General features: G+C 69.1%; 5 protein-coding genes. 2 read left to right on the forward strand and 3 right to left on the reverse strand.

Translation table 11 applies throughout. The features are described 5' to 3' along the window. Positions 1 to 1,305 (reverse strand): rhodanese-like domain-containing protein (locus tag L995_RS24465; RefSeq protein ID WP_047474001.1); only part of this gene is annotated, 1,305 nt, incomplete at its 3' end. Positions 1,306 to 1,539: 234 nt separating this feature from the next. On the opposite strand from L995_RS24465, the gene L995_RS24470 reads away from it, so the two are divergent. Next, positions 1,540 to 2,529: a tripartite tricarboxylate transporter substrate binding protein gene (locus tag L995_RS24470; RefSeq protein WP_047474002.1), complete on the forward strand. Its 990-nt coding sequence runs from the start codon at positions 1,540 to 1,542 to the stop codon at positions 2,527 to 2,529. Between the two features lie 15 nt (positions 2,530 to 2,544). Here L995_RS24470 and L995_RS24475 read toward each other — a convergent pair whose 3' ends face one another. Beyond that, the gene (locus tag L995_RS24475; protein WP_047474003.1) at positions 2,545 to 2,961 is read right to left on the reverse strand and encodes a tautomerase family protein; all 417 of its coding nucleotides are present in this window, start codon (positions 2,959 to 2,961) and stop codon (positions 2,545 to 2,547) included. A 61-nt stretch (positions 2,962 to 3,022) separates the two neighbouring features. After that, a complete protein-coding gene (locus L995_RS24480) occupies positions 3,023 to 3,829 on the reverse strand; it encodes an SDR family NAD(P)-dependent oxidoreductase (RefSeq protein ID WP_046241455.1) in 807 nt (268 codons plus the stop codon). Between the two features lie 162 nt (positions 3,830 to 3,991). On the opposite strand from L995_RS24480, the gene L995_RS24485 reads away from it, so the two are divergent. Then, on the forward strand, positions 3,992 to 4,269 hold a 278-nt coding region (locus L995_RS24485), incomplete at its 3' end, for a winged helix-turn-helix transcriptional regulator (RefSeq protein WP_047474004.1).

The following is a 4,269-nucleotide window of genomic DNA, read 5'->3' on the forward strand; positions in this document are numbered from 1 at the left end:
CCGCGTCAGCCTGCGGCCGGTGAGCAGCCAGTCCATGGTGCCGTTGCGCAGCGAGACGACCGGGTTGGGGATGCCGGCGTCGATCAGGGTCTGAGCGCCCACGATGGAGCGCGTGCGGCCCGCGCAGTTGACGACGACCAGGGTTTGCGGGTCCGGGGCGATTTCGCCGATGCGGTAGACCAGTTCGGCCCCCGGCACGCTGAGCGCAAAGGGCAGGCTGAAGGCCGCGAATTCCTCGGGCGTGCGGCTGTCGACGACGACGATGTTGTCGCCGCGCTGCACGCGCGCGCCCAGCTCGTCCGAGGTGATCCAGGGCGTGTGCTTTTCATGCTCGATGACTTCACCGAAGGCCTTGCTGGGCACGTTGGTGCCGCTGAAGATTTCCAGCCCCTCGGCCGCCCAGCCTTCGGTGCCGCCTTCCAGCACGGAGACGTTGGGCCAGCCAAGGCGCACGAGCTTGGCGGCGGCTTCATGGGCCAGCGTGCCGTCGCCATCCACCAGCACGATGCGCGTGCCGCGGCGCGGCACCAGGCGGTCGATGAGCTGCTCCAGCCGCCAGGCCGGGGCCGGCGCCGCGAACAGGATGTGGCGGTGCGCGAAGACACCGGCCTCGCGCACGTCGAGCACGGCGATTTCCTCGCCATCGGCCAGGGCCTGCCGAAGCGCGGCGGGCGTGACCAGCGCATGGCGAATCGACTTGGGCGGGCCGAAGGTGCGGAAGCTGCCGCCTTCCAGGCTCTCGAAGACCACGCGATCGGGCATGCGCTCCAGGCCGCGCCCGTAGAAATGCAGGTGCAGGCCGGGTTCCTCGCCAATCAGCTCGATGGTGTGCACGTCGGTGGGCGTGAGCACCACCGAGGTTCCGCTGCCCACATCGACGCTGCGGCCCACCGCCAGGGTGTCGCGCAGCGGGTCGTCGGTCTTGCCGCGCGTGAAGAACACGTTGCGCTCCACGCCTTCGACGCCCGCGATGATGGCCCAGGTGGTGTGGTCATGCGGCGGCTGGGACTTGCCCGGCAGGCCGGTGGACAGGTACAGCGCATAGCGCCCGCCCAGGTCTTCGCTGAGGCGGTAGACCTGGGCCGGGTTGCTGGCCAAGACGGGGAAGTGCGCGTGCGGGAACAGTTCGCGCTGCAGGCCCAGCGCCTCCAGCTCGCGGGCCACGGCCTGCAGTTGCTCGGGCGTGGCCCGTTCGGGATCGGGGAGCAGGCGCCGGGCCGTGGCGATGAAGCCGGTGATGGCGGCTGCACGGCGGCTGGCCACGTCGCTGCCGCTGAAGTCGATGGAGAGATGGGTCTGTGTCATGGGAGTGCCTGGGAGGACGTTCGCGGGAGGACACGAAGTTAGGCCTCTCCCGCCCCGGCGCCAACGACGCATTGCAGATATGGATATGAGCTTTGGGCACTGCGCGCGCATGCGTGGGGCAAGCGTGACGCACGTTGTGCGGCAGCCGCATATGCATAGCCGCAATGCTTAGTTCACGCCGCGCCGGGAGCCTCCCAGACTGCGGGCATCGACTCTCTGCACTCCGGCACTCCCATGATCCGCACCCCGTCTGCGCTGCGCGCACTGCTGCTTCCCCTGTTCTCCGCCCTGGCCCTGCACGCGCCTGCGGCCCTGGCCTCGGCCGACAGCTTTCCGAACAAGCCGGTGCGCATCATCGTGCCCGTGGCGCCCGGGGGCAGCGCCGACAAGCTCACGCGCACGCTGGCCGACAAGCTGGCCGCGCTGTGGGGCCAGTCGGTGGTGGTGGAGAACGTGGCCGGGGCCAGCGGCACCATCGGCGCGTCCAAGGTGGCCAAGGCCGCGCCCGACGGCTACACCCTGCTGCAGCAGGGCGAAGGCCTCACGCTCAACGGCCTGCTGTTCGCCCAGTTGCCCTACGACACGCAAAAGGCCTTCACGCCCATCATCAAGGCCGTGGTCAATCCGCAGGTGCTGGTGGTCAACCCCGGCACGGGCCTGAACACGCTGGGCGACTACCTGGCCCGCGCCAAGGCCAAGCCGCAGAGCATCAGCCTGGGCCTGCCCGGCAATGGCGGCATTGCCCATGTGGCGCATGAAATCCTCACGCAGGAGACGGGCGCCAAGGTCAACTACATCCCCTACCCGGGCGGTGGCCCAGCCGCGCTGGACGTGCTGGGCGGCCATACCGACGCCACGCTGATCACGCTGGCCGCCGTGACCGAGTACGTGCGCGCCGGCAAGCTGCGCGCCCTGGCGGTGACCACGCCCTACCGCTCCGACGCCCTGCCCCAGGTGCCCACCATGGCCGAGGCCGGCGTGCCCGGCTTCTCGGTGGAAAGCTGGCAGGGCTACTTCGCGCCGGCCGGCACGCCCGCGCCCATCGTCGCCAAGATCAACCGCGACCTGCAGACCGTGCTGCAGGCGCCCGATGTGCGCGCGCAGCTGGAGCACATGGGCTTCAAGGTGGCGGGCGGCTCCCCAGCCGACCTGGGCCAGAGCCTGCAAAGCGAGCGCCCGCGCTACGCCCGCGCGATCCAGTCGGCGGGGCTGTCGCTGCGCTGAGGTGCAGGCAGGTCCTCAGAGGGGAGAGGGCCGATTGTCCAGGCGCCATTTCTCCCCCTCGGGCGTGCCCGGCACGGGCGGGCGCAGGCCCTGGATGCTCCACAGGCTGAAGGGCGTCTCGTCCACATGCATCTCCCAGCGCAGGCCACGGTCGGCAATGAAGGGGGACAGCTGCCGCCGCACGCCTTCGAGGAACCGTGTCTTGGTCTCCTCGTCGCGGATCTGCCGCGCGATGTGGTCCACGGAGATGCGCACGAAATCGTCGGCAGGCTCGCAGCCGATGAAGAACGAGGTGCGCGCCACGGCCTCGAACACCACGCCCACGTAAAAGCGCGGCAGGTCGCCGTAGACGGCCGTGATGCGCTGGGCGATGGCCTGTTTGTCTTCATCGCTGAAGGCGTTTTCGGGGTGGTAGATCTTCCACAGGGGCATGGCTTTCTCCGGGGGCAAAAAGAGGAGTACGGGAATCCGGGGTGGCGACGCAGCGCGGCCGTCAGGCCGGCTGGCCTGCATCCGCAGCCTGGTAGCGCGCCGCCGGCACGCCGCTGAGCGTCAACGCCTTGACGAGATTGGCGCGCGATTGGTCAAAGTCCAGCCAGGCGGTCGTGCTGCCCAGCGTGGGAAAGCAGATGGCCTCGCCCTGGTCCAGCGCCGCCAGGGCCGTGTCCACCAGGGTCTCGGGCGACATGAACAGGTGCTCGGGAAAAGGAGAAGGCTTGCCCCCGAAGAACTCCGAGCGCACCAGGCTGGGCATCACGGCCTGCACGGTGACGCCGCTGGGTGCCAGCTCGGCCTGCAGCGAGCGCGTGAAGCTCAGCACATAGGCCTTGGAGGCGCTGTAGCTGGAGGCGCCCGGCAAGGGCATCAGGGCCAGGATGGAGCCGATGTTGATCAGCGTGCCCCGGCCGCGCGTGGCGAACAGCCGCGCTGCCGCCAGCGACAGCCGCGTCAGCGCATGGATGTTGACCATGACCAGGCGGTCGACTTCGCGCGCATCCACCTGGGCCGCCGGACCCAGGGCGCCCAGGCCGGCGCAGTTGACCAGCATGGCTATGTCGCGCTGCCCATCGAACAGGGCCTCCACGCGCTGCAGGCCGGCGGCGTCGGCCAGGTCGGCCGCCACCACCTCGACCTGGCGGCCATGGTCGTCGCGCAGGCGCTGTGCCAGCGCCTGCAGCCGGTCCAGGCGGCGCGCGACCAGGATCAGGTCATGGCCGCGTGCGGCCAGGCGATCGGCATAGACGGCGCCGATGCCGGAGGAGGCGCCAGTGACGACGGCGGTGCCTTGATGCGTGCTCATGGGAGAAGTCCTTGCTTGGATCAAGCGGTGGTTGAAAGTGGCTTCAACTATAAACTTCAATCATTAGAGCTACAAGCACGCAATCCACCTTTGCGGGCCGGGCTTGCGTTTTGCTGAGACACTCCAGGCCTGCGACAACGCGAACAGACAACGAGGAATTCCATGCGATCCAAGAGCTTCGAGGGCATGGCCTGCTCGATCGCCACCACGCTGGAGGCCGTAGGCGACCGCTGGGCCATGCTGGTGCTGCGCGACCTGATGCTGGGCCTGAGCCGCTATGACGACCTGAGAAAGTCCACGGACATCACCAACGCCACGCTGACCGACCGCCTGCGCCAGCTGGAGCAGTCCGGCCTGGTCGAGCGCCGCCTCTACCAAAGCGGCCCGGACCGCTACGAGTACCTGCTCACGCCCAAGGGCCGCGACCTGTCCCTGGTGAT

The sequence above is a fragment of the Delftia sp. ZNC0008 genome (genome assembly GCF_000799035.1).
GTDB classification, from domain to species: domain Bacteria; phylum Pseudomonadota; class Gammaproteobacteria; order Burkholderiales; family Burkholderiaceae_C; genus Comamonas; species Comamonas tsuruhatensis.

Excerpts from the sequence above, each read along its gene's own strand:
- L995_RS24480 (WP_046241455.1), bottom strand. The coding sequence starts at position 3,829 with ATGAGCACGCATCAAGGCACCGCCGTCGTCACTGGCGCCTCCTCCGGC.
- L995_RS24475 (WP_047474003.1), bottom strand. The coding sequence starts at position 2,961 with ATGCCCCTGTGGAAGATCTACCACCCCGAAAACGCCTTCAGCGATGAA.
- L995_RS24470 (WP_047474002.1), top strand. The coding sequence starts at position 1,540 with ATGATCCGCACCCCGTCTGCGCTGCGCGCACTGCTGCTTCCCCTGTTC.